General features: G+C 60.3%; 20 protein-coding genes. 4 read left to right on the top strand and 16 right to left on the bottom strand.

Translation table 11 applies throughout. The features are described from left to right. Positions 1-43: 43 nt before the first annotated feature. The 13 genes from H8A92_RS17955 to asnB (H8A92_RS17895) all read right to left on the bottom strand — a co-directional run bounded on the left by H8A92_RS17955 (position 44) and on the right by asnB (H8A92_RS17895) (position 15,171). Entirely contained in the window at positions 44-733 is a 690-nt protein-coding gene (locus H8A92_RS17955; protein WP_229197007.1) for an LbetaH domain-containing protein, read from the bottom strand. Beyond that, positions 715-3,234 (bottom strand): lipid II:glycine glycyltransferase FemX, encoded by a 2,520-nt coding sequence (locus tag H8A92_RS17950; RefSeq protein ID WP_229197006.1) that lies wholly within the window; start codon positions 3,232-3,234, stop codon positions 715-717. Before H8A92_RS17950 ends, H8A92_RS17955 begins: the two co-directional genes overlap by 19 nt. Next, on the bottom strand, positions 3,231-4,070 hold the full coding sequence (locus H8A92_RS17945; RefSeq protein WP_229197005.1) for a class I SAM-dependent methyltransferase: 840 nt from the start codon (positions 4,068-4,070) through the stop codon (positions 3,231-3,233). The genes H8A92_RS17950 and H8A92_RS17945 overlap by 4 nt, the downstream gene beginning before the upstream one ends. After that, positions 4,067-5,389, bottom strand: a complete 1,323-nt coding sequence (locus H8A92_RS17940) for an ABC transporter ATP-binding protein (protein WP_229197004.1) — start codon at positions 5,387-5,389, stop codon at positions 4,067-4,069. The genes H8A92_RS17945 and H8A92_RS17940 overlap by 4 nt, the downstream gene beginning before the upstream one ends. Continuing rightward, the gene (locus H8A92_RS17935; protein WP_229197003.1) at positions 5,373-6,236 is read right to left on the bottom strand and encodes an ABC transporter permease; all 864 of its coding nucleotides are present in this window, start codon (positions 6,234-6,236) and stop codon (positions 5,373-5,375) included. The genes H8A92_RS17940 and H8A92_RS17935 overlap by 17 nt, the downstream gene beginning before the upstream one ends. Positions 6,237-6,263: 27 nt before the next feature. Beyond that, positions 6,264-8,135, bottom strand: a complete 1,872-nt coding sequence (gene asnB, locus H8A92_RS17930) for an asparagine synthase (glutamine-hydrolyzing) (RefSeq protein WP_229197002.1) — start codon at positions 8,133-8,135, stop codon at positions 6,264-6,266. 53 nt (positions 8,136-8,188) lie between these two features. Next, the gene (locus H8A92_RS17925; RefSeq protein WP_229197001.1) at positions 8,189-9,184 is read right to left on the bottom strand and encodes an NAD-dependent epimerase/dehydratase family protein; all 996 of its coding nucleotides are present in this window, start codon (positions 9,182-9,184) and stop codon (positions 8,189-8,191) included. Positions 9,185-9,189: 5 nt separating this feature from the next. Then, complete coding sequence (locus H8A92_RS17920; RefSeq protein WP_229197000.1) at positions 9,190-9,783, bottom strand: acyltransferase; 594 nt, start codon at positions 9,781-9,783, stop codon at positions 9,190-9,192. After that, entirely contained in the window at positions 9,780-10,718 is a 939-nt protein-coding gene (locus tag H8A92_RS17915; RefSeq protein WP_229196999.1) for a Gfo/Idh/MocA family oxidoreductase, read from the bottom strand. Before H8A92_RS17915 ends, H8A92_RS17920 begins: the two co-directional genes overlap by 4 nt. Before the next feature lie 116 nt (positions 10,719-10,834). After that, on the bottom strand, positions 10,835-11,350 hold the full coding sequence (gene nusG, locus H8A92_RS17910; RefSeq protein WP_229196998.1) for a transcription termination/antitermination protein NusG: 516 nt from the start codon (positions 11,348-11,350) through the stop codon (positions 10,835-10,837). After that, positions 11,350-11,988: a winged helix-turn-helix transcriptional regulator gene (locus H8A92_RS17905; RefSeq protein ID WP_163152961.1), complete on the bottom strand. Its 639-nt coding sequence runs from the start codon at positions 11,986-11,988 to the stop codon at positions 11,350-11,352. The genes nusG and H8A92_RS17905 overlap by 1 nt, the downstream gene beginning before the upstream one ends. Before the next feature lie 104 nt (positions 11,989-12,092). Then, positions 12,093-13,343 (bottom strand): glycosyltransferase family 4 protein, encoded by a 1,251-nt coding sequence (locus H8A92_RS17900; RefSeq protein ID WP_229196997.1) that lies wholly within the window; start codon positions 13,341-13,343, stop codon positions 12,093-12,095. A gap of 76 nt (positions 13,344-13,419) precedes the next feature. Then, on the bottom strand, positions 13,420-15,171 hold the full coding sequence (gene asnB, locus H8A92_RS17895) for an asparagine synthase (glutamine-hydrolyzing) (RefSeq protein WP_229196996.1): 1,752 nt from the start codon (positions 15,169-15,171) through the stop codon (positions 13,420-13,422). On the opposite strand from asnB (H8A92_RS17895), the gene H8A92_RS17890 reads away from it, so the two are divergent. The 3 genes from H8A92_RS17890 (at position 15,151) to H8A92_RS17880 (ending at position 18,017) form a co-directional block, all read left to right on the top strand. Further along, positions 15,151-15,327, top strand: coding sequence for a hypothetical protein (locus H8A92_RS17890; RefSeq protein ID WP_229197029.1), 177 nt, complete (start codon positions 15,151-15,153; stop codon positions 15,325-15,327). The two genes, asnB (H8A92_RS17895) and H8A92_RS17890, sit on opposite strands and share 21 nt — an antisense overlap. A gap of 194 nt (positions 15,328-15,521) precedes the next feature. Further along, on the top strand, positions 15,522-16,826 hold the full coding sequence (locus tag H8A92_RS17885; protein ID WP_229196995.1) for a glycosyltransferase family protein: 1,305 nt from the start codon (positions 15,522-15,524) through the stop codon (positions 16,824-16,826). A gap of 45 nt (positions 16,827-16,871) precedes the next feature. Continuing rightward, positions 16,872-18,017, top strand: coding sequence for a glycosyltransferase (locus H8A92_RS17880; protein ID WP_229196994.1), 1,146 nt, complete (start codon positions 16,872-16,874; stop codon positions 18,015-18,017). A gap of 141 nt (positions 18,018-18,158) precedes the next feature. On the opposite strand, the gene H8A92_RS17875 is transcribed toward H8A92_RS17880, so the two are convergent. Both H8A92_RS17875 and H8A92_RS17870 read right to left on the bottom strand, forming a co-directional pair. Further along, entirely contained in the window at positions 18,159-19,574 is a 1,416-nt protein-coding gene (locus H8A92_RS17875; protein ID WP_229196993.1) for an HlyD family type I secretion periplasmic adaptor subunit, read from the bottom strand. After that, positions 19,561-21,705 (bottom strand): type I secretion system permease/ATPase, encoded by a 2,145-nt coding sequence (locus H8A92_RS17870; RefSeq protein WP_229196992.1) that lies wholly within the window; start codon positions 21,703-21,705, stop codon positions 19,561-19,563. Before H8A92_RS17870 ends, H8A92_RS17875 begins: the two co-directional genes overlap by 14 nt. 711 nt (positions 21,706-22,416) lie before the next feature. On the opposite strand from H8A92_RS17870, the gene H8A92_RS17865 reads away from it, so the two are divergent. Further along, complete coding sequence (locus tag H8A92_RS17865; RefSeq protein WP_163152927.1) at positions 22,417-23,166, top strand: hypothetical protein; 750 nt, start codon at positions 22,417-22,419, stop codon at positions 23,164-23,166. Between the two features lie 191 nt (positions 23,167-23,357). Here H8A92_RS17865 and H8A92_RS17860 read toward each other — a convergent pair. Then, on the bottom strand, positions 23,358-23,552 hold a 195-nt coding region (locus tag H8A92_RS17860; RefSeq protein WP_229196991.1), incomplete at its 5' end, for a hypothetical protein.

The following is a 23,552-nucleotide window of genomic DNA, read 5'->3' as shown; positions in this document are numbered from 1 at the left end:
TGTTCCTATCCTTGATCCAAACATGACGCGGGTCAGGTAACTGCTATCTCTTACGCTTTTGAATCGTACCGACCCGGACGGCCGGATTTCCGAACACCACCCAGTATTCGGGCACGTCCTTGGTAACCGCGGACGAAATTCCTGCGACAGAGAATGGTCCGAGAGTGCGGTTATCGAGCAAAACGGCCCCAGGGCCGAGATGCGCACCGTACGACACGACGGTTCGCCCACACATCGTCGCATTTGGCCCGACGTAGGCGTGATCATCGACGACGCTATGGTGGCCGAGAACCGCGCCGGCGCGAAGGCTGGCAAATCGCCCTATCCGGGATCCGGGTTGAACCGTGACGCAGGAGGCCACGAAGGCGCCGACCCCGACTTCAACATCGGATGCCACCACAGCTCGCGGGTGAATGATCGTACCCCAACGCTCATCCGGAATTCCAAGGCTTTCGATCCTGTCCACCCGGGCCGGCATATCCTTCACCTTTTGAACCGCCGGGCAGAACAGCAGGCCGGGATCAAGTTGCCGCCAGTCTTCGAAACGTCCAAGGACCGGGACATTCTGCAAAGTCGTCCCTACTGGCAGCGCATCATTGAGGAAGCCGACAAGCTCAACCTGCAGCCCTGCTGCAGCAGCCTGGTGAATGGCCTCTGCGACGACAAGTCCGTCTCCGGGCCCCCCAAGCACGACCAAGCGTCGGTGAGCTGTACTCAATGTCTTCTCCGCCATTGAAAGAGTGGTCGTTTCTGCCGTTGAACCTCTGGTTGTTGCCGGCGTTCGAACCATTCAAAGCATTCACTCATCGTCAATGGCACGAAGCCGTCGCGCACAACATCAAGGACCGCCTCGTGCATGCTTCGCGTCTTCTCAATATTCTCGGGATGGAGATTGACGACGATCACCCCGGGAACGCCGCTGTCCTTGATGCGCTTCGCGAGGCCCGTGATACATTTGGCCGACTGAACACTGTCCACACCCTGTACGAACACAACACCGTCGCCGATGGCGGTCAGGACGCTCCAGTGGTCCGTCAACTCACTGTTGAGCACCAAACGCGCGGGCAAAAGCGAGCCGTTGATAATGCGGCCGTCGAGCCCCGGCAAATTGGAACTACCAGCGGTACCATGGGCGATCCAGGCCGACGCGTGCCCCCAGTAACCATCGTTGAGGAACCCATGGTTTCGCACCGTACGGGGATCGTGGCCCGTAAGTTGCCGGAACCAGCCCACCTGTGCGGCAAATAGTTCTGAGTATTTGTCCGGCTGATCGAGCGCGTCCGGATGCAGGCCGAGCTCCAGGCGCCGACCTTCCTTAAGCTGGTTCAGCGTATCGCTGTCGTGCTTGGTAAGCGGATGAAGAAAATACGTGACGGGCAGCGAGCCAAGCGCTTCCGCCTGCTGCGCGTAGCAATGAAGTGCCGCCTGGTCATCGTCCCCCGTCACAACGATGGCGCCCGCCGCTCCATTGGGCAACATTGGCGATCTCGCCAAGCCGCACAACCGGTGCACAGCATCGGCCAGCGTCTCGCACCACCAGTCGGCTGGCCGCTCGTCGAGGTTTTCGCCCGAGAGCTGATGTTCAAACAAGTAGTTCGGCCGTTCACCGGCAATGCCCCACATGGCGTTCGTGGGTCGATTGCTCGCAGCCGCGGGATCGCCTTGCCGATAGCGAACGAGGTCGGAAGCGAGATCCGTTCCAATGAAAATGATCGAACCGCCAGTCCCGGCCTGGCGCTGAAGCCAGATCACCTCCTGGCGCTGGCTTGCCACGATCGTCGTAACATTACCTTTGGGCCTGAAGTGCATATACGAATGCAACGTCCGCAGTCGTGACCACGGTTTTGAACCTGCAAACGCGGCGTGGAACACTTGAGGTGAGGCAGTTGTCTTTACCTCCGTTTCCACACCGAACGCATTTCCAAACTGCACACTGGGAAGAACGGCAATCACGCAACCGCCTCGCCGAAGAGCGTCCTCCGCCAGGGACACATCGGCGTGGCCTGGGCGAAGAAGCACCAGGGGCTCGCCATCCTGCATGGACGAGGCACGCTCGAATCCGAACATTTGGAGATGTTGCGCGATGAACGAAGCGCCGGCTTGTCCCGAAACGGTCGGTCGCAACGGAAACCGTCCAACCTCGTTCAGCGGGTTCGGATGGCTCGGCGTGTAGAGTTCTGGCCGACGGAACAAGCTACCCTGGACGATTGGCAGGCTTCTCGATCCAAATTTGGTCTTGAAAAGGGAGACCTTGGAGATCGGCCAGTCGCGTGGCACCTCCGGAAACCAGGGTCCAAACCGGTACACCTCGAAACCCGAGTGCTTGGCCCACCTGATTGCATTCCAGTGCAGAAAATTGTTGGGCCTCAGATTCATCGCGTCGGGCAGGGAAACACCGGCGAGAAAACTGACTGCCTTCTTGTCGGCCAACAAGATCAGGCCCGCAATTGGATTCGCGTCATGCCTGACAAAAGCAAGGTGAACACCGCCGTCACCCGCAAACGACCTGAAGATATCCCTGTAGTACTCGAGTGGGGGTAGAGCTTCGCCGGTTCTTGTGGCCGATGCGCGCGCAATATCCATGTAGGCTTCGAGATATGAGGCATCACTCGATATCTCGAATTGCAGATTTGATTTCTCCGCTTTCCGGACCGCAGTGCGGCAGCTGTTGTCCAATCGCGCGAACAACTCATCAACGGTTGGGGCGAGATCGACCAACTGATCGGCGTTCAGGGTCGACGAACCGGGACAAGGCAACATTCCCGACGGCCCAAACGCAATACCGAGTTGGAAACCGAACTCGCTGACCCAGAACGGGACCGCTTCTCTCCCGGAATGGCGATTTGCCGGCGCGAGATTGTGGTAGTTCAACTGAATGCGATCGACGTCATATAAATCGCCGATCGCAAGTATTTCCTGCATCGCGGCCTGACGTGCGGCCTTCGCGACGCCCGCGCCGACATCGAGGTCGAGCGCAAGCCCGGTATGGCGATGAATCCCCGAATGCAGCAAGCGCTCGCCAAATGCCATTCCGGCGCGCTCATTGATAAACAAGGGCTGGATGCCGACGAGCTGCGAGTTCTCTTCGAGAGCGAAGGACAAGTTCGCGGACACGAAGAAACGCTCCTCGATCTCGATCCAGGCGGATCGATGTGTGAGCCAGGCCTCGGGCGATTGCAGCGCCAAACGATCCCAGTCACAACGATCAAGTTCGCGAAACCTGACGACCTTCATCGCGATTCAAACACTGCATTGAAGCGTGTGCCGAAATAAGGATTCAGCGGATGGATATCGACAATTCTCGTCTCGACCCCGAGGCGCCGCCCCAGCGCGATAAAATCCTTCCGGTCGAAATAGTAGGAGACGATCTCGGGCTTGATTTCGACTGGAATCGGAGCCGACAACTTGCTCAATCCCAGCAGGCTGGCGATCTTCGCTGCGGCGCCCGACCTTTGTTCGTACTTCCGAATCGTTCCCAATGGCGCCCGTTCCGCTTCGGGTCCAAATTCCTGCTCGAACTTCGTCGTGAGATTCCTAGCGATGACCTGCAGTTCTTCCGCTCTTTCACGGTCTGGAATCGATCCGATCAGAACCCGGCCGTGCGGTTTCACCACCCGGAGCATTTCCGCAATGATTGGCTCTCCCGCCGCAAACGACGGAAAATTCGAGAAAACATCATAGCAAAAGGCTGCGTCGAACTGCTGATCGGAGAAATGAAGACGTTCGCCGCTCGCCCTCTCGAAGCTCGCATTCTTCAGCTGGAGGCGCCTTGCAACGGCAAGCGGCGCCTCCGCGAGATCAACTCCTACGTATTCGTTGACGCTGGGGGCCACCACGTTCGCCAAAAACCCGGCCGCGCAGCCGACTTCAAGAACCGAAGCCGCTCCGTCCACGTTCATCAGACCAAGCATATCCTGTCTGAGATCGTCGAGAAGCCTGCCGTCGGCCCACAGCCGCGGGTTGCGGCCAGCTATATAGCAAAGGTCGTCGAGGGTCGGCTTCTCATCGATCGAACTCGCCCTGAGTTCGAAGAACGCTTCCAATCTCTCTCGCCAACGATCTTCGGTCATAGGTCACTCTCTATCCGGCAGGTGAACTTCGGATCGTAGATGTAGTTAAAGTGCCACAAGGAATTCCGCGACACTGAGAACTGAGCGGCCTTTTCGACATAATGTAGAATGGCCTCTGCCCCCTTCGGCAGCATGTGACGACAGAGGCTCACGGAAACGAAGTACTGGCCCTCGCCAAGGGCGAGTTCTGGTATCTCGTAGACGATACCCCCGCGTTCCGGTAGATGGCCGTCTGCGTCTAGAAACATGCCACCGTCATATCCTTCAATTCCTGCGACGGCTTGCATACGGCCGCTGTCTATCCGCAGGCTGGCGTAGATCTGCTTGTGCTCCGTTGTTCCCGACCACGAAATTCGTATCCGAAGCGGTTCCCCGTTCTTGACAACGCCGATCGGCTTGCCGTCGACGTCAAGCACTTCGACGGCAGTGATCTGCAGGGTACCGCCGCCGAGCTCGTATTTTCCGGTTTCGGCGGTGCTCTCGATCGACGCGCTCAGCTTCTTGGTTTCCCGGAGATTGCGCGCTTCCTCGATATCCCAAACACTCTGCTCGTAGGCCTTGCTGACGCGCTGAGCATTTCCGTGCATCAGCACCCGACCCTTGTCGATCCAGATCGCCTCGTCACACAGCTCGCTGATCAACCCGCTCGAATGCGAAACGAACAGGACGGTGGCGCCGCTTTCGCAGATCTGACGAACCCGCTTCATGCACTTGTTGACAAATGCGGTATCGCCGGCTGCGAGCGCCTCGTCGACGATGAAAAGCTCCGGATCGACGCTGATTGCCGTGGCGAAGGTGAGCCTCGCCTGCATGCCGCTCGAATAGGTCCGGAACGGCTGATCGATCACCTCGGCAAGCTCGCTGAAATCGATGATCCAGGGAACCTTCGCCTCGATCTCCGCTCGCGTCATACCCAGGCACATGCCGCCGAGGACGATGTTGTCGCGACCCGATACATCCGGATGAAAGCCGGTCCCCAGCTCCAGGATCGCGGACAGCTTGCCGGCCACCTCGACACGCCCGGTCGTGGCATCCAGCAGTCCGGCGACGATCTTCAGGAGGGTACTTTTTCCCGCGCCGTTCGGCCCGATGATGCCGACCACGCGTCCACGCAACACCTCGAAGGAAACATTCTGGATCGCCCAGTGCTCGTGGTGCCGAGGCTTTCCGGTGACGATCTCTTTCAGGAAATCCAACGGCTGCTGATAGAGCCGATAGGCCTTTCCGAGATTAGTGACGCGAATAGCGAATTCCGGCTCTGCTGAGCCCACAAGCGGAATCAGTTCACCGGCGTCTCGATCGTTAGAGAGCATTGCCATAGTACGGTTTCAGCTTTTCGAACATGCGGTATCCGAGCCCCAGACTCAGCAGCGCGAACAAGAGGGTGATCGCCCAGGCGTACGGGTGTCTGAACGAACCGAAGAAGAGAACGTCCTGGTAGACCCAGACGAGGTAGCTGAATGGATTCGAATAGATCAATGGACGGAGGGCACGCGGCATCCAGTCGGGGAGGTACACCGTCGGCATCAGGTACATCGCGATCGACGTGAACACGGTGACGAGCTCGCGCAGATCGCGGAAGAACGGCGTGATCGCAGCAAGGGCGAAGCTCAATCCGACAGCCAGGATCGCATGAATGACGAATACGACCGGCAGCAGCAGGACCATCCAGCTGAGCCCCCCCACATAGGCCTTGTAGAGAATGACGAGTGCGAGGGCCGGCAGGTGAGGTATCGTTGCAGCAATGGTCGATGCGATCGGAAGCAGCTCGATCGGAAACACGACCTGCTTGACCAGACTTGCACTCCCGATCAGCGCTCCGGGTCCGCGCACCAGCGCAGCCTGCATCATCAGCCAAGGAACCAGGCTTGCCAGGATATAGGCGGAGAAATCGCCGGGAAAATCCGCGCTGATTGACAGCTTGCTTCCCAGCACGAAGCCGAAGATGAGCAGGTATGTCCCAACGACCACGAGGGGATGAATGAAGACCCACAAGGCACCAAACCCGTGCCGGGCATGCGCAGCGCTCAGGTCACGATCCACCATCTCCCGCAAGAGATCGGGGTACCGCCGGATCTGCTCGATCGTCGTCCATAAGGCCTGAGAGTTGCGGTATGGCGACAAGCCCACCCGCACCCATCTTGCTGCCGGGAAGATACCATTCATCTGCAGCGCGTTCCCATCTGTGCGTGCCTAGAAGCTGCTTTCCATGATCTGCTCGAGATTGAGCAAAGACCAAATCAGCAGCCGCCTGTTTTCCCGTCCTTCCAGATGTTCATCAACCAGCGAACGAACGGTCTTCCGGTCGACAAAATCGTAGATTCGAGCGGTGTTGCTGAAGAGCTTCCGTTTGACATACTCGATGCTCTCTCCCTTGAACCAGCTGGCGTCCGGCGCGGAGAAGCCCTGTTTCTCGCGCTCCGCCACCTCGTCCGGAATATGCCGGCTCATCATCTTCCGCAAAATCAGCTTGCCGTCCTTTGTGCGCTCGTAATAGCGCTGCGCCTTTCCTCCGGGCTCGTTTTCGTTGAGGCGAATCACCTCGGTCAGATTGCCGAGCTTCATCTTGGCGGGGAGCTTCATTGCGAAATCGACGAGATCATTGTCGAGAAACGGCACCCTGCTCTCGAGCCCATGCGCCATGGCGAGCTTGTCCTCGACGACGAGAAGCCCGTTCAGGAACGTCTTGGCCTCAAAGTAGAGCGAGTGGTTGACATAGTCCTCGGGCCGCCGCAGCTCCGAGGCGTGCTCCTTGAACACGCCCCTGAAAATATCGATCGGCGAGGTCTGCTTGGCTTCATCCCATACCGGTCCCAGCAGCCTCGGCATCGTTCCGCTCGGAATCATGCGCTGCCAGAACCCAAAGTATTTTTCGATGTAATGATCGAAGTCGTCGTTCACGACAGCGCGATAGTAGCGCCAGGGGTATCCGCCGAAGAGTTCATCTCCCCCGGTCCCCGTCAGCACCACCTTCCCGAATTTCGACGCGAGCTTCGCCGCGTAGAAGTTGGGATAGGACTGGCCGACACGAGGCTCTTCCAGATGCCACGCCAGCTGAGGCAGCGCGCGCTCCATATCGCCGGCCTTCAAGACCATTTCATAGTGTTCGGTCTTGAACAGATACGACATATGCTCGGCCTTGGTCCGCTCGTCGTATCCAAGTTCGACACCTGAGGCCGAGTTGAGATCGAAGCCGACCGTAAACGTCCGCATGAACGGCAGCTGGCTCGATGCGAGCGCCGTAATGGAGCCGGAATCCATGCCGCCGGAAAGATAGCACCCGACCTCGACGTCGCTCACGAGTTGCCGGTTAACCGCCTGCCTGAACAGGCGATCGAGCTCGTCGGTCGCCTCAATCTCGTCGACCGCGTACTCGGGCTCCTCGAAATGGAAATCCCAGTACTGCACCGGCTCGACGGCCCTGCCGTCCTGCGAAATCTGCAGGTAGCAGCCGGCCGGCAGCAACTTCACGCCGGCAAACAATGTCCGCTCGGCGAAGAAGTTTTGAAAGCTGAGATATTCCGACAGACCGCTTATGTCGACGCGCGGTTTGTACTCGGAGAATGCCCGAAAAGCCTTGTGCTCGGAGGCGAAGACGAATGTCTGGCCAAGCTCCGCGTAGTAAAGCGGTTTCACGCCAAAGCGATCCCGGGCCAATGTGAGCTTCCGCTCCTGATTGTCCCAGATCGCAAAGGCGAACATGCCGTTGAATTTGAGCAGCGCTCCGAGGCCCCACTCGGCGAAGGCATGCAGCAACACCTCGCTGTCACCGGAGGAGTTGAAAACGCGGCCCCTCGCCGAAAGCTCGATCTTCAATTCCTTGAAGTTGTAGATTTCTCCATTGTAGGTCAGCACAAAGCGCCCGTCGCGCGTCTCCATCGGCTGCCGCGCAGCGTCGGTCAGGTCGATGATCGAGAGCCGACGATGGCCCAGTCCAACGGGACCGTTGCAGTAGTGGCCTTCGCCGTCCGGCCCGCGATGGGCAATGATGTCGGTCATTGCCGTCAACGTGGTGATTGAAGCGGGCCGCCCGTCGCGGTGCAGAATTCCGGCTATGCCACACATGTGATGTCGGCCGATCTATTCGATGATCTCAGGTACGAGCTCAGACTTGAGCCTCAGATTTGGGCCTTGGCACGACGCTGATCGACCTGATCGATATGGCTCTTGCGCCACTCGATCAGCCGCCGCAACCCGTCGTCCAGGTCGATCCCGGCGGTGAAGCCGATTTCCTCCTGCGCCCGCTTCGGCGAACCGATCCGGTTGCGCACAAGTGTGGCCTGGCTGCGCGGCGCATAGTTGATGGGCTGGTTGGAGCCGGTGAGGTTCAGGAGCTTTTCGGCGATCTGCTTCAGCGAGGTCCGCTGGCCGGTGCCGACATTGTAGAAGCGATCCGTCGCAGTCGCGCCCATGGCGCACAGATTGGCGCGCGCGCAATCCTCCACCGCAACGAAATCGAACGCCTCCGAGCCATCGCCAAGGATCGTCGGCCCTTCTCCCTTGTCGATCGCGTCGAGCATCTTCATGATCACGGCGATGTAGGCGCCGCGATAATCCTGACGCGGGCCGTACACGTTCATGTAACGAAGGCCGACATAGTCGAGGCCGTAGCGGAAGTGGTAGGCGCGCGCCATAGCCTCGCCGCAGATCTTCGTGGCACCATAGAAATTCTTGTTGTTGAAGGGATGGTCTTCCGTCATCGGCTCCTCGACGGCATCGCCGTACACCGACGCCGACGACGACCAGACCAGCCGCTTGACCCCGTTGCGCACGCAGCCATCCAGCACGTTGAACATTCCGTTGACGTTGACGTCAAAGGCCGTCCGCGGGAATTCGTGGCACTGCAGCAGCCAAAGCGCGGCGAATTGAAAAACGCCATCGGCTCCCTTCAGGGCAGCATCGAGGATATCGACCTGGGTGATGTCGCCGCCGGCCTCGAAAATCTTGACGCGGGGATCGCGCAAGGCGCCTGCAAGGTTCTCATGCGTGCCGCGCACGAAGTTGTCGTAAATGACGATCTCGCCGACGTCAGTCTGCGTCAGCTGATCGACCGCATGCGACCCGATCAGCCCGGCGCCCCCGATAACGACAACCTTCTTTCCGCGAATATCCATCTTCTTCAACCCTCGATTTCAACCAGCGCTTCATTGCGAAGCTCATAACGACGATGCGTGCGCGGGCAGACCAGATCGCTGCCCAACCGCTCACCTGCTCTGCTCATCCAGCCAATCCGTCGCGCCGGATTACCCGCCATCAACGAAAAAGCGGCGACATCCTTCGTGACAACGGAACCTGCCCCGATGAAACTGTACTCGCCCAGCGAATGTCCGCAGACGATGGTCGCATTGGCGCCGATGCTGGAGCCGCGTCCGATCGGCGTCTTGCGAAACTCGTCCTTCCGCGACACACCGGCGCGCGGATTGTTGACGTTCGTGAAAACGCAGCTCGGACCGCAGAACACGTCATCGTCAAGCTCGACGCCGTCATAGATCGAGACGTTGTTCTGGATCTTGCAGCCGTTTCCGATCCTGACGTTCGGACCTATCATCACGTTCTGGCCGATCGAGCAGTCCTCGCCGATCACCGTGCGCGGCAGAATGTGGCAAAAGTGCCAGATCTTGGTGCCGCGCCCGAGCACCGCTCCATCATCGACGTAGCTCGATTGATGGATCAAGACGCCTGGAAAGCGCGGATCCTCGCGCATCTCGCTCATTTGTGCATCGCCTTCTGGGCGAAGGCGTGAACGCCATTGCTTCGGACGATCGGCGCATGGCGAAACGTCGAGACGATATCAATCGAGGGGCGAACTTCGTCCAGCCTGAAACCGCGACCGGCGACGATCTCCTCATAGCTCCGCGTGTGGAGATCGGTGAACCCTTCGGAAAACTCGACCTCCTCGCCGTCGACAGTGATCGAGCGATAGGTCGTCTTCTTCCCTTTCACGCCGTCGGGCAAATCGTTGCGGTCCAGCGACAGGAACCAGCTCACATCCGCACGTTCGCATTCCAGAGAGCCGGCCGCCCTCTCCGCCTCACGCAGATGCGCCTCGTTGCGGCTGGCAGGGCCGAACACGAAGCTCAGCATGTCGAAGAAGTGCACTCCGATGTTGGTGGCTACGCCACCCGACTTCGGGTCTGCCCCCTTCCAGGAGGTGTGATACCAGCGCCCGCGCGACGTAATATAGGTCAGCTCGACCTTGTGGCGCTTCTGCGAATTGGCGAAGCGATCGCGCAACGCGATGATCGCCGGATGCAGGCGCAATTGCAGAATGGTCGAGATGCGGCGGCCGGTGTCCTGCTCGATGGCGGCCAGTTCGTCGATGTCGCCGGGATTGAGGACCAGCGGCTTTTCGCAGATGGCATCCACGCCCGATCGCAGCGCAAACCGACAATGCGCGTCGTGCAAATAGTTCGGCGAGCAGATCGACATATAGTCGATCTTCTTGCCGCCTCTGCGCAACTGATCGACGTGACGATCGAACAGCTCGAACTGGGTGAAGAACTCGGCATCCGGAAAATGACTATCCATGATGCCCACCGAATCGTTGGGGTCGTACGCCACGGCCAGATTGCCGCCGGTCTCGGCCATCGCCCGCATGTGCCGCGGCGCGATGTAGCCGGCAGCGCCGATCAGTGCGTAAGTCGTCATGGGCCCCTCTCTCAAACGTTCTCTGCCTGTTTCAGGCAAGCTACCGCACTCGGGGTGAATCGAGCATCACACCCAAGCCAAACATGTCGATCACGCCTGCCCGTGGGCAGACGCACTTACGCCGCAGCGATCAGGTCCGTCCCGACAAGAACACGAACCTTGCGGCCCAACAGGTTCAAGAGAACCGCAACGCGATGGTGATCGCTGGCGTCTTCAACGAGCGCAAGACTGTCGACGAACGCCCCCTCGACAATTCGCACTTTATCCCCGGGCGAGAACGCCGGCCTGCGTGCAAGCGTGATGAAGCCGGCGTCGTCCTCGCGCCCCTTCAAGGCATCGATGACGCGGTCTTCCACCATGGCCGGCCGGTCTCCGACGCACACGAGGTGCGACACGCCGAGCGTCGATTGAATGGCACGCCACCGCTGCGACGCGAGATCGATCCCAACGAAGAGATAGCGCGGAAACAACGGACGCGGCACAGTCTCCACCTTCCTGGCATGACTGCGGCGCTTCAGGTAACGAGGAAAATAGATGGAAAAGCCCTGCCGCTCGAGGTTGGCGGCCGCCTTTGCTTCGGCATTGACTTGCGTCTGGACGACGTACCAGCGGGTCCCGAGTTCCATCGCCATCATGCCCCCAGCGACTGCTTTGGACGCAAGCCCAGCAGATCAGGCGCGAGGACTTTCTCCGCGCCGAAATTGCTGACTGCCTGCTCGAATACGCTTCGCGCCGCCGTCAGATGCGTCACGACGACCGCATCGAACGGCTCGTCCACCAACGCATAGGAGGAGACGACCTTGACGCCGATGAACCGGGTTGCGGTTGCATCGGGATCGACGATCGCAAGGACAGAAACCGGCCCATCGACCGCGCACAGGATCGCAATTTCGCAAAGATCCGACTGTCCGGCGAGCACCACCCGCCTGAAGCCGAGCGCCTGAGCGCGCTCGAACAGCCTGCCGTACTCCTCTTTCGCCTTGCGGAAGAGCGAAAAGGAATCCGACAGGAACTGGACGGTCAGTCGCGATTTCTCGGAGAAGCCTTGCGGCGTGAGGTAGTAGGCATAGCGCCGCGCCGGTGCCTGCCCGACCTTGACAAAGCCCTTCTTGATCGCCCGCTTGAGATACGCGTTGACGAGGCCGAGCGCGACGCCGAGATCGGCTGCCATCCGCCGCTGCGATTGCGCACCATCTGCCTCGAGCGAGGTGAGCAGCCCGAGCACCAGCCGGTCGCTGTCATTCTCATCCGTTGGTAGAAGTCCTGCCATCACGCCCATCCCCACTGGAAGTGGCTGATAGCGCGTTCACTGGATGAACGTCAAGCTAATTCGTTCACGCCATGAACGTCATAAGCTACTGATAATAAAAGACTTTATTTGAGACCAATGTGTCGCGGGGGCCACACTTGGGCAGGATCCCCCGGCTCGGCCAGATATCGCGCGGCGAGCGTCGAATAGCTGTACCGCTGTGCGATGGCGACGCGCTCGGCCCGCGAACGCACCGGACCGTTGAGCGCAGCGCGCAGCGACGCGGCGAGCGCGCCGGGGTCGTCCGGCGCGCATCGGGCAGTCACCAAATCCTCGAGCCCAACGAGCGCCCGCTCCTCACAGGCAATGACGCTGCGCGGCGCGAACAGGCCGTAGTCGAACAGCTTGTTGGGGCTGATGCCGTGGTGGTACAGCGCGTTCTTGTGGAAGGCGACCACTGCGCAATCGGACGCGTGCAGCATACCGTGCACGATGGATCGCTCGACCTCGTCGTGAAACTCGACGTTGGCGAGCCCCGCCGCCCGCTGTTTGAGCGCGAGCCGGGACGTGCCGGAACCAATCATCACAAAATGGATCCCGGAGTTCGCTTCGCCGAGGATCGAGGCCGCGTCGAGAATAGCCTCCACGGCATTGGGCGGGCCCATGCCGCCAGCATAGAGGACGACGCGCACGCCCTGCTGTTTGAGCAGGTTGATGCGGTCGATCAGGGGGTGATCAAGCTTCTCGATAGTGAGCGCGCTCTGTATTTCACCGTCGGACACCCCATTAGGGACCCACAAGAACTTGCCCGCCGGCAAGCCACGCGCGCGCATGTGGGCTTCGGCTCCGGCCAAGAGGCAGATCACGCGATCAGCCGCGCGATAGGCGGCGCGCTCCTTCCAGCCGAGCACCTTCATCAGGGGATGCCATGCCGGCGTCATTCCAAGCGCTACGATGCTTTCCGGCCAGAGATCGCGGACCTCCAGCCAAAACCTGGCATCGAAATGCCGGGCGATCTGGTGCGCCGCTGAGATGAAGAACAGATGCGGGCTCGACGCGATCATCAGATCCGGTTTGCCGAACTGCGCGGCAATTGCGCTCGCGGTCGAGCGGACGGCCGGCCCAAAGCTCAGATTGTTCCGAAGCCGCCCCAAGCTGCCACTGCCGTAGCGCGGCGTGTCGAGGAACCAGAAGTCGACGTCGTTGATCCGCTGCGGCCCGGCAGCGCGCGCCTCCCGGTGCAGGTGATGGAAGCCGGCGCTGACCACGACGACCCGATGCCCCATTCTTCTCCAGGCGTCGGCGAGCCAAAACGGCCGCCAGTGACGGCCGAGGCCCGGCCCCCCGGCGAACGGATGCAATAGCCAGATGTTCATGGGGCCGCCCGGAAAGCAGCAGCCAGCAAGCCGTCAATTGCGGACGGCAACGATGACATCCAGGAATCCCCAGGCCTCATGGCGCTTCGACCCGAAAGCGCTCACCCCAGAGCGCAACGCAATAAAGCCTCCAGCGCATCCCGAGATCGAGCCGATGAAATTTTCTCTTGAGCTTCGGCATGTCGACATAACGGGCCAAGAGCTCGCTTGCGATCACCTTGTCATACATCGGAGCCGAGTGTCGCGTGAGCCAGATCCGGTCCGGAGCAGCGAAACCGATCTTGTCCCTCCGCCAGCTGATGCTGGCCGGCAGCAGATCGCTCATGGCGGCACGGAGCGGCCATTTTGCCCATCCCTTGTTCAGCTTGATGCGTGTCGGCAGCGCCAACGCAAACTCGACGAAGCGATAGTCAAGGAACGGAAGTCGCGTTTCGATGCCGAACCGCATCGCGTTCTTGTCTTCGAAACGCAGCAGCATCGGCAGATTGGTCTCGGTAATCTCCAGCACCTGCATGGCCTGCGCATCCCTCGTCTTCGAGGCAAAGCGGCGAAGCGGCTCGGGCAAGCCGGGATTTCTGAGAAAACTGTAACGCAGCCGGTAATAGGCAGCGCGCAGCCCTGCCGAACTGGCACCGAACAGATACATCAGCAACCGCCCGCGCGAAACACCTGCCCGCGTGGCGGCACCGAAGGCCGACAGAAATCCACGGAAGCCACCGCTGCGAAGATGGTCGAGCAACCAGGCCGCATAGTAGCGATGGTACCCCAACAACGTTTCGTCACCGCCCTGACCGTCGAGCAGCACGATGACGCCGTTCGATCGCGCGGCCTGCATCACCGCATACTGCATCATGATCGAAGGGCCGGCGAACGGCTCCTCCTGGACGTCGAGCAAGGTCTCGGCCGTGGATGCGAAGTCCTGATAGGACGGTTTGGTGCGTAGCCAGTTCAACTCTGCCTTTTCCGCAACCTCCGCCGCGTACGCCTCTTCATTGTTGGACGCCTGCTCGCTCACGGCCGTGATGGCAAAGAAGCGCTCGCTCGAACCCGGCGCATAGCGCCGCGCTGCCAGTGTCGCGACGCTCGAACTGTCCAGCCCCCCCGACAGGCAGGTTCCGACACGGACATCCGAACGCAGCCGCAGACGCGTCGCGTCATCAAGCAGCTCTCGCAACGATTTCGCTGCGCCGGCTTCGTCGGAGACGGCCGCCCCAGGCGCAAGCGAATAGTAGCGTTCGATTTCGATCTGCCCGGTCGACACGTCGACGCGCATCCGATGCCCGGGAGGCAACTTCTCGACCCCCTTGAAGAAGGTCCGGCTGGTATGGTCGGTCATGCCGCAAACGAGGAAATCGCTGATCAGATCGTCATCCGCGATCGGGCGCTCGACCAACGGAAGAAGCTGGCGGATCTCCGAGCCGAACGCGAACTGCCTCGCCGTATTGATGTAGTAGAACGGCTTCACGCCGAACCTGTCCCGGGCGCAGAACAGCGTGTTGTCGCGCTCATCGTGAATCGCAAACGACCACATGCCGTTGAAGCGTTCGAGGCACTTTGTGCCCCAACAAACATAGGCTGTGAGCAGGACCTCGGTGTCCGAGGCCGTGTGAAAGGTATATCCGAGCGCCTCGAGCTCCGTGCGGAGCTCGACGTAATTGTAGATCTCGCCGTTGTAGGTGATCCAGATGGGAAGCCGTCTGTCGCGCATCGGCTGTGCGCCGTCGTCGGTCAGATCGATGATGGCCAGTCGCCGGTGTCCCATCCCGACGTTCCCGTTGACCCTCACCCCACGCCCATCCGGTCCGCGGTGGGCGACGAGATCAGTCATCTGGTCCACTTGGCGGGCATCGACGGGCCCGGTCTTATCTACGAGGCCAAATATGCCGCACACGAAATGCCTATCCAGATTGATTCGATGGCGGAGCTCGGTATAACCGCCGCGTCGGAATATGTGCGCATTTGGAACAAACCGCCGCTGTCTTAGCCTGTTCACGTATTGAGCGTCAACGTTCCCGGACCAATCGAAGCTGCCTTCATGCGCTGCTGAAACCTGAGATAGCGAGGCCCGGCCGCCAGCTCTGCACCGCCTCTCCGGGCCTGCATCACATGGCCGCTTCGGACCAAACCTGTGCTAGAAACCGCTGGCTGATGTTGAGTTGGCATCCATCGGATCCCTAAGTGAACAAGATTGAACCCATCGGACCGACGTCCCTGACGGAAGCGCCGCTTCCCACCGACGGCATTGCATCTCCCCTGCCGGCCCAATCTGCCATCGCAGGTTTCGTCACCCGCGTGCTTGTTCGCGCGGCGCGGCGCGCCACCGAGAAGCGTCTGGCCAAGGGAAAGGTGCGTACCTTGTGGGCCGCCACCCCGATCCTCACCTTGCCGCTTCTCGCCCGCTGCGATCGCTTGCTGGGATTTCGCTCCTCGTCGCTGGTGTTCAACACGTACTACGTGACGAGATCGTTCGACATCAATCTCATGCTGTTCGAGGGTTTCCTTCGACTGCTGCGCAGCCGAAGAGGTCTCGGCCTGTTTCGTCGCGTGGTCCTGGCGTGGGCCCTGCTTCGCTACGATATCTTCAATTACTTCTACGACCGTGGTCTGATGCTGAGCGATGGACGCTATGGCATCAACCCTGAGGAACTCGACCTCCTGTTCCAGTCGGGAAAGCGCTTGTACACCTACGCCTACGGCGCCGATGTCCGGGCACGGGAATCAACGCTCGCACTCGGTCACCCGAACCTGTGCGAGGAATGCCCGGCCCCGGGCAAGTTCTGTGTCTGCACGACAGAGATGCACGCCTCATCGATCAACCGCCTCACAGGCCGCGCGACCGCGCAGATCGCGATGGGGGACATGGTGACGTATGTGCCTGGCTGCCGGGACATGCACTACTGGCCGATCGACGCAAGCAAGCTCGCCGCGAAGCCGCCGGTCTACAAGGCCGGCGACGTGCTGAAGGTGGCCCATGCGCCGAACCACGGACACTTCAAGGGAACGAGGCTTCTGATCGAGGCGATTGATCGGCTGGTGAAGGAAGGAGAGAAGATCGAGCTGGTTTCCGTCCACGGCGTTCCCAACAAGAAGGTCCTCGAGCTCTTTGGCGCATCGCACGTTGTTGCGGATCAGTTTGTCGCGGGCTTTCACGGCTACACGGCCCTCGAGGCGATGGCCATGGCGAAGCCGGTCTTGTGCTTTCTGCGGGGCGACCAGATGATGATCGATCCGGCAACCTGCCCGATCATCAACACGCGTCCTGACGATATCTATGATGTGCTGAAGCGATGCTTGAGCGGTGAGCTCGACCTGAATGCCATCGGCAAGGCCGGGCGCCGCTACGTAGAAGCACATTATAGCCTGCAAGCCGTCGCAGCCCGGCTCGGAAGGCTCTATTGTGAAACCGCCGATCTTCCCGAAGATCTGCAGACAAGCCTGACGAGGCAAATCGGCGAGTTCGCGAGCCACGATCATGCCGAGTAGCCTGCGCAAACCTTCATCGCGCTCGGTGGACCTGAATACCCGCACATGAGAATCCTGCACGGACCAGTCAATGTCGGCAATCAGCCTTGGGTGCTATCCCGTGCCGAACGGCAGCTGGGGGCATCCAGCGACGTCGTCGTTCGCAACGACACATGGCTTGGATACTCGGCGGACCGGGTGCTATCGGCAAAGAGCACCGGATTTCTCGAAACCGCCATTCGCAGCACGGCGTTCGGCCTCAAGAGCCAATGGAGCTACGACGTTCTTCATTTCTACTTTGGACAGACCTTTCTGTCGCCGGGCTTTCCGCTTTCAGCACCGGGATCCTTGCTCTCCAGGGCGTCGCTGCTGACGGACACGATCAACCGGCTTTCTGCTGCAGACCTGCATGTCGCGCGCTTCTTCAACAAGAAGCTGTTCATGACGCTGCAAGGTTGTGACGTTCGACTGGCGAATGAAGGCAACAAGAGAAACCAATGGACGATGTGCGCCCCGCAGCATTGCGAGCTGTATCAAAGATGCACGGACGCGCTCGACCACCGACGCCACTTCCTGATCGAAAAGGTCCTGCCGCTGTTCGATCGCGTCTTCTATCTCAATCCTGAGCTCGGGCACGTCGTACCGAATGGTCGATTCCTCCCCTACTCCAACGTCGAGATCGAGAAGTTCGACGTTGCGCTGCCCTCGAAGCAGGGACGGCCGAAAATCGTTCATGCCCCGACCGCAGGACGGATCAAGGGCACGCCGATGATCATGAACGCCCTCGAACAGTTGCGATCGCGGTACGACTTCGACCTGGTCCTTGTCGAAAATACCAGCCACGAGCGAGCGCTCGAGATCTATCGATCGGCCGATCTCGCGATCGACCAGGTGCTGGCAGGCTGGTATGGAGGCTTTGCCGTCGAAATGATGGCAATGGGAAAGCCGGTCGCATGTTACATCAGAGAAGAAGATATGATGTTCGTGCCGGACGCCATCAAGCGCGAGCTGCCTCTCTACCGGCTGAACCCAGGAAATCTCGTCGAGGACATTGCCGCCATTCTTGATCGGCGATCCGAATGGCAGATCCGTGGCCAGGCATCGCGGCTCTATGTCGAGCGGTGGCACAACCCGAAGCTGATCGCCAAGGCGATGCTCGATGCCTACGAAGATCCCAACAGCGACTTCAAACTGATCGCGGACGCCAGCTGAGACCGGACGTTCGAACTGTCGTCCGCAAGATTTCAGCTCAGCCGACACCCCTTGCAGGCGCGCCACCGACTGCGGGCGTCATCGGCGATCAAGCTCTCATCTGGCCCTGCGCAGTGCCGAAACTGTGGAGCAGCTCACAGATCATCTCTCCCTCATGCTGTCATGCCCATATCGGACCAGGGGTGACAGCAAGTACGAGAGTATGGATCGTGCTCCAGTCGCAATCTCAACCGTCACGGCCATACCCGGGGAAAGGTTGATCTCGCGATCGTCGATCATCATCTCCGTGCGATCCATCGACACACGTGCGGTAAACACCAGCTGCTGCCCCGCCGGCTCGCTCGTCGTGTTGGTGGAGCCCGGCGTCTGGTCGCTGGACTTGTCCCGGGGCTTTTCGCGAACGACCGCGTCGCGGGAGACACTCTCGACAGTGCCGTGGATCAATCCGTATTTGGTGAAGTTGAAGGTGTCGATCTTGATTTGCGCCTTTTGACCCGGATGCACGAATCCGACGTCCTTGTTCGGCACCATTGCTTCGATCTCGATGCGTCCGTTTGCAGGGGCGATGACCAGAAGCACCTGAGCGGGCGTCACGATGCCACCTGCGGTGTGGATCGCGAGCTGTTGGACAGTCCCGTCAATCGGCGACGTCATGTATTGCGCGTTGATCTTGCTCTGCACTTTCTCGATGTCGTGCGCCAGGCCGTCGGCCTTGCGCTGCGCCTCGACAAGCTGCCCGAACAGCGTCCGCTGAAACTCGGCTATGGCCTGATCGCGCGATCCGCTGAGCGCGGCGATGCTGGCTTCGGCTTCCTGCAGATGGTTCTGCTGGACCACGACTTCACGCTGCGCCTCGGTCAGCGACTGGTAAATCTCCAGATACTGGTACTTCGAGGTGTATTCGCGCTCGGACGATGTCTTCCGGATATCGACCCTCTGCTGGATGATGGGAACGACGGCCGCGAGCTTCTCGAGCGTCGCCTGGGTGGTCGCTCGCGCGGCCTTTTTCTCCTCGAGTTGACGTGAGAGCGATTCGATCTTGGCGCGAAACTCGGCCGTCTGTTTCAGCAGGTAGTCGCGCTCCACCGCGACTTCCGACGGTGAGGCATCATCAGGCGGATGAAAGGCGGTCAGAGGGTCGTCTGCATTGGCGAGTGCGGCGTTAATTCTGGCGACTTCGAGCCGGGCCGCCCGGTAATCGACGACCAGATGATCCCGTTCGGCCTGGTTGATGCGTGGATCCACCTCGACCAGAATGTCACCGGCCTTCACCTGCTGACCTTCGTGAACGTGAATCGCCTTCACGATCCCGGTCTCGAACGGCTGGATCACCTTCGTTCCGCCGATGGGAACGATCTTGCCCTGTGCGGATGCGACGATGTCCACCTTGCCGAAGGCCGCCCAGGCGAGCGCGACGCAGAAGACCGCGATCACTGTCGCGCCGGTGAGGCGTCCGGCCGGCGAGGCTGGTGTCTCCACGATTTCAAGCGCCGCCGGCAGGAACTCCCGCTCGTCGGTACCGGACCGCAGGGCAAGCACGTTTCTAATCCGCGCCATCCGCCCGCCCCTCCTGCAAGCGATAGAGCTTGGAATATCTACCGTTGACGCTGATCAGCTGCTGATGCGTGCCGTCCTCGACGATTGACCCGTTCTCAACCGTCAAAATCCGATTGGCCCGGCGGATAGTGGACAGCCGGTGCGCGATGATCAGGGCGGTGCGTCCCCGCACGATCTGAAGCATGTTCTGCTGGATGATCTGCTCGCTTTCGTAATCCAGCGCGCTGGTGGCTTCATCGAAGATCAGAATCCGCGGGTTGGTCACGAGCGCGCGCGCGATCGCGATGCGCTGCCGCTGCCCGCCGGACAGCGTCGAACCTCGCTCGCCTACGGTCGTATCGTATCCATCCGTCAGTTCGAGAATGAACTCATGCGCGCCGGCAAGCTTTGCTGCCGCCACGACGCGCTCGATCGGCATGCCCGGCTCGGCCACCGCGATGTTCTCGCGTATGCTGGCATTGAACAGCACATTGTCCTGCAACACCACGCCGATCTGGCGCCTCAGCCAGGACGGATCGACCACCGCGAGGTCGACGCCGTCGATGAGAACCCGGCCGCGCTCCGGCACATAGAGCCGCTGCACGAGCTTTGCGATGGTGCTCTTGCCGGATCCCGACGATCCGACGATCCCCACCACCTGCCCGGCGGGAATCTCGAAATCGATGTCCTTCAGAACCTCCCTGCCATCCAGCTGATAGCGAAATCCGACCCGATCGAATTTGATCGCCCCGGATATTTCGGGGAGCGTTGACCGACCGAGATTGTAGGTCGGCTCCGCCGGCGTGTTGAGGATGTCGCCGAGCCGCTCGACCGACAGCCGTGCCTGATGGAAGTCCTGGTATATCTGCGCCAGCCGCAACACCGGCTGACTGACCCTGCCCGCCAGCATGTTGAAGGCGACCAGTTCGCCCACGGTCAGGTTGCCTTCGATCACCGCCTTGGCGCCGAGATAGAGCGTGATCGCGGTGGTCGCCTTGCTGACGAACTGGACCGCCTGGCTCGTGACATTTCCGAGGTTCGAAACGCGGAAGCTCGACGTGACGTAGCCGGCGAGCTGCTCTTCCCACTTGCGCTGCGCCTGCGGCTCGATCGCCATCGACTTCAGCGTTTCAATGCCGGTTACGCTCTCCACCAGGAAAGCCTGGTTTTCGGCTCCCCGCCTGAACTTCTCGTCGAGGCGCCGGCGGAAGACGGGTGTCGCGCTCATCGACAGCGCCACATAGAACGGCAACGAGCCGACGACGACCAGCGTCAGAAGCGGCGAGTAGACGAACATGACGGCGAGGAAGACGAACGTGAAGAACAGGTCGATGGTGAGCGTCAGCGCGGAGCCGGTGAGAAAATTCCGAATGTTCTCCAGCTCACGTACCCTGGCGACGGAATCGCCGACCCGGCGGGCCTGGAAATAGGACAGCGGCAACGCCAGCAGGTGACGGAAGAGTCTCGCTCCGAGCTCGACGTCGATGCGGTTTGTCGTGTGCGAGAAGACGTAGGTCCGCAATGTGCCGAGAACTGTCTCGAACAGCACGATCGCAAAGAAAGCGAAGATCAGCACGTCCAACGTGCTGAGATTCTGATGCACCAGTACCTTGTCGATGACGACCTGGAATATCAGCGGCGAAGCCAGCGCAAACAGCTGGAGAAAGAAGGAAGCGACCAGGACTTCGGCCAGAAGCGCGCGATACTTCACGATCGCGGCCAGGAACCAGGTGATATCGAAGCGCCGCGTCAGTTCGACCAGGCGTGCACGACGCGTGAACAAGACGATCTGGCCGTCCCAGATCTTCTCGAACTCGGCCTGACTGAGGATCTGCGGCACGGCAATCTTGGCGGACTGAACGAGAACCTTGCCCTCGGCCGCCTTGCCCAGGATCAGGACTCCACCGTCGCGCAAGGTGGCGATTGCCGGAAGCGGCGTTTTGAGCAGCCGCTTGAAGCTCGTTCGAAAGGCCCGCGCCTTGAAGCCCGATTGCCTCGCGAAGCGGAGCATCTCGGGGACGCCAATGACGACGTTTCCAAGCGCGTGCTGAATCTGCTTGGGGTCTGCAGCAAAACCATTGAGCTGGAGCAGACGGGCGAGCGCGATCAGCCCTTCGTCGGTTGCGCTGTGCTGGTCCGGGCCTTCGGACACCTGTCTTCCTGAAATATGAATAACAATAAGCTCCCTGATATTGCGAGAACGGCCTAATTTGCAAGTATCTGAGCTAGGCTACCAGCCCCGGCTGTCAAAAATACTTAATTCAATGCCTCGTCCCGCGGGGCGATCTCCTTCGCTCCAAGGGACGGGTTTTCCATACAAGCGATCACCCTGCGCGTGGTGCAGCGTAGTCAGCAGACCGCTGGTCGAACGTGGGGATCGACAACCGAGCCTCCTCCGTGCCGGTCGCTCGAGGCTGAAGGTCGGGGCCAGATAGCTGTCAGGCCGCGAAATGCTGGCGATATGCCTACCATCGGTCCCGGCCAGCGGGCCACCCGTAATATTCCCGGTACAGGTGGGCTATGGACGGATACGAAGTTGATCGGCGAAGTCGATAGTGTCTTGCGCCGCCCTGCCCGCAACGCTCCCACTGAAGCTCGCGGAGCTGCCACGCCTGAGCTTTCCGGTGTTGCCTCGGAACGCCACCGGTGCCGTCGTCTCGCAGGGCAGGCTCCAGCGTGCTGCCTGCGAACCAGTATCCGTTTCCGCTGGTGTCCCGGAGGCCGTATTCGGTAAGCTATCAAGGATCTTGGCCGGCCATCTCAAACGACGAATGCAAGATGCCGGTAACTCACGATCCGCATCAGATAATTGCCGCGAGCGAAAGAGCTTGAATTCCTTCGTTCGCGTCCACCGAGGGGTATCATGTCGCAACCGCCCTATATTCTTGTCGCCACTCCAACCTACGGAGGATTGGCGACCACTTCATACATAACCTCACTTTTGACGCTTCAAACGACGTGCCTCGAGCTCGGCGTTGGCATGGGCGTTCGCTTCTTCAGTGACTCGCTGGTCACGCGCGCACGCAACGAGCTTGTCCGCCAGTTTCTGGCACACGAGCACGCAACGCACCTGATGTTCATCGATGCGGACATCGGATTCTCGCCCGACCAGGTGCTGCGACTTCTGAAATTCAACGTCGACGTTGCGGCGGGCGCCTACCCCTTGAAAGAAGTCGACTGGGCCAAGGCCGAACGCGCCATCAAGGCCGGTCGTTCCAATGTCCAAACCGCGGCACTGCACTATGTACTGGCTTGGGAGGATAGCACCGCAATCACGGCGAGGGACGGCTTCGCGCCCGTGAAGCGCATCGGCACAGGTTTCCTCCTCATCCGACGCAATGTCATCGAGCGGATGTGCGACGCCTATCCCGAGCTTCGTCACATAGCTCCGGTCTACGCGGGGCACGTACCCGAAAACAGCCCCCGCTGGGCCCTGTTCGACTGCATGATTGATCCCGAGACGAAGGAATACCTTTCGGAGGATTATGCGTTCTGCCGGCGATGGCGCGATCTCGGCGGAGAAATCTGGCTCGATACGTTCAGCAAATTGAACCACACCGGCCCGGTGACGTTTACCGGGGATCTACAGGCGCAATTCATCCGACCCGAATAACGAAACGGATAGCTCTACACTTTTCAATGTACCGCGCTTTGCCGTCGAATATCCGTTTGGACATTCGGCGGCAAGATGACGGGCAAGACGAGGCCATCTCTCCGTACAGGGATCCTGTCGCGGTCTACGCGACGCTTCTCGTACCCCTCACCAGGATCTTTTCCGTCCGGTCGGTCTCCAATCGGTACGGTCTAGGCATGCGGCTGCGTCAGTTGGGCCTGCATGGCGACTGCGGCAGGCTCCGTGATCAGCGTTCCGCCGTGGCCGTCACCAGTCGCAACGAAACTGTTGGCGGCGTACTGGCCAAGCAGCGCAATCTGGGCCATGTGCGTGCCGTCGCTGACGCTGAGGGTTCCTCCTGTGCCGCTGCTGTTGGCCGAGAAGCT

This window comes from Bradyrhizobium acaciae (assembly GCF_020889785.1).
Taxonomy (GTDB): domain Bacteria; phylum Pseudomonadota; class Alphaproteobacteria; order Rhizobiales; family Xanthobacteraceae; genus Bradyrhizobium; species Bradyrhizobium acaciae.
The sequence above is the reverse complement of the archived record's forward strand: the minus strand, read 5'-3'. Positions and strand labels throughout refer to the sequence as shown.